The sequence below is a fragment of the Mesorhizobium sp. M2A.F.Ca.ET.037.01.1.1 genome (assembly GCF_003998075.1).
Taxonomy (GTDB): domain Bacteria; phylum Pseudomonadota; class Alphaproteobacteria; order Rhizobiales; family Rhizobiaceae; genus Mesorhizobium.
Genome location: NZ_RZSA01001141.1, coordinates 1 through 1,911 on the forward strand (window position 1 = coordinate 1; position 1,911 = coordinate 1,911).

Annotated in this window: 2 protein-coding genes and 1 pseudogene; all 3 read right to left on the bottom strand. The window is 69.1% G+C overall.

The features are described from left to right. The coding region (locus EOA27_RS34375) for a MaoC/PaaZ C-terminal domain-containing protein (protein ID WP_127258492.1) at window positions 1-324 on the bottom strand (324 nt) is incomplete at its 3' end. Next, window positions 321-1,616, bottom strand: a complete 1,296-nt coding sequence (locus EOA27_RS34380) for an NAD(P)/FAD-dependent oxidoreductase (protein ID WP_127258494.1) — start codon at window positions 1,614-1,616, stop codon at window positions 321-323. The genes EOA27_RS34380 and EOA27_RS34375, both read right to left, overlap by 4 nt. Window positions 1,617-1,627: 11 nt before the next feature. After that, window positions 1,628-1,911 (bottom strand): annotated as a pseudogene (locus tag EOA27_RS41175) (pyridine nucleotide-disulfide oxidoreductase); the annotation flags it as partial.

Sequence of the window (1,911 nt, forward strand, 5' to 3'; positions counted from 1 at the left end):
GCCGGTGATCAGTTCGCCGACGCCGACTGCCTTGACGAATTTCCACGACACTTCGAGGAACACCGAACCGGGGCCGGGAAGGTCCTCCGCCACCACCGCGTTCAGGATCCCGGAGGTGACGCCGCCCTGCACGATGAGCTTGCCGAACACCGAGGCCTCGGCCAGTGCCTTGTCGTAATGCAATGGGTTACGGTCGCCGGTCATCTCGGCGAAGGCGTCGATATCCTGCGGTTGGCTGCGCCGCGAGCGCTCGGCAAAGGCGCCCACCTTTGGCCGACCCTTGGTGACGCCGACCCAGCCGTCCTTCATCACATGCACAGTCATGGCCTTGCTCCGGTTCGGTTGCGATTGAGATTCGAGCCGGCCGAAGCCGGCGGCTCGTCCTGATTGGCCGGCGCCAGATGCGCCGTCGGCCGCGATGCAGGGAAGGGTGCCCGACGGCCAGGCATGGGCTGGCCTGCCAGCGCCTGCACCTCTGCCTTCAGCACGCCGCTGAAGCGGCGATGCCGCTCGCCGAGATCGTCGAGCGTCCAGTCGAAGCCGGCGATCGCGTCGGTGGTATCCAGGATCTGGTTGGCGATCAGGTCGCGCTGCTGCTGCCAGATCGCGAATGCCGCCTCCGAGCCATCGAGGATGGCCCGCGCCAGAGTTTCGGCGTCGCGCAGCGCATCGGAAATGCCGTGCGAGGTGATCGGGTCGCGGAAGAAGCCGGCGTCACCCACCAGCGCCCAGCCGGGGCCGTGCGCCTGGCGGATATAGCCCGGCACGCCGCGGAACGCCTGCAGGCGCGCATCCTTCGGCGCCAGGGCCGCCTGTGCGGCAAGAGCCGGCGCAAGCGCTTCGAGCACATCCATGCGGGCACGCGCATGGCCGAGGCGGAAGCGCTGGTCGAACAGGCCGGTCGGCGCCGATGCGACAATGCAGGCGAGGCCGTCATTGGTCGGGATGAAGGAGCCGGCGATCCCGTTGCGGAAGTACCAGTGATAGCCGGCGCCCGGCTCGACGGGCGCATAGCCATAGACATGGGCGGCGGACACCGCGCCGCGCCGCAAGGGCTGGGCGTCGACGCATTTTGCCACCAGCGAGCCGATGCCGTCGGCGCCGACCACGATATCGGCGCTGACCCGGAGCGATGCGCGGCCGGCAGCGCGGATATCGACGCCGCGCACCCGCCCGCGTGTGTCGGCGAAGAGATCGCCGACCGCGACTTCGTGCAGGATCTCCGCGCCAGCCTTGCGCGCCGCGTCGACCAGGATGCGGTCGAGCACCGTGCGCCGCGGCGCGATCAGGCCGGGTAGGTCCGAACCGGAGGCAAGCGGGATGGTGATCTCGTCGTCGCCATAGTGGAACGTCGTCGTCTCGATCAGCGGCGTCCCGGCCTTGAGCAACGGCTCGAGCAGGCCCCAGCGCCACAATTGCAGCACCGCTGGCCGCATCAGCGCATGTGTCGACAGCGTGTCCGAGCCATAGGGCTTGCGGTCGATCGCCAGCACATTGAGGCCCGCGCGGGCGAGCAGCATCGCGGTCGCGGCGCCCGCGCAACGAGCGCCAACGACGATCGCATCGTAATGGCCGCGCCTGGGGGAGGTCATGAGGGAGATGGGATTGATTGCCATGGTCGTCGTCCTCAGGCGGCCTTGCGGCCGTTTCGGCCGAGATGACGGGAGATTTCGGAGGCGATCGCCTCGGCATCCGCCCCGACGCCGCCGATGAAGTTGGAATCGCGCTTGCGCAGGAAGCGGAAGCCGAGCGCGTAGAGGCCGGGCACGCTGGTGACGCCGCCCTGATGCGCGAGCTCGCCATCGCCGCCGAGCGCCAGCGGCTCCAGCCAGCCGAACGAGCGCGCATAGCCGGTCGCCCAGATGATGGTTCGGATCGATCCGTCGGTCAGCGAAAGCCGCTCCGCGGAGG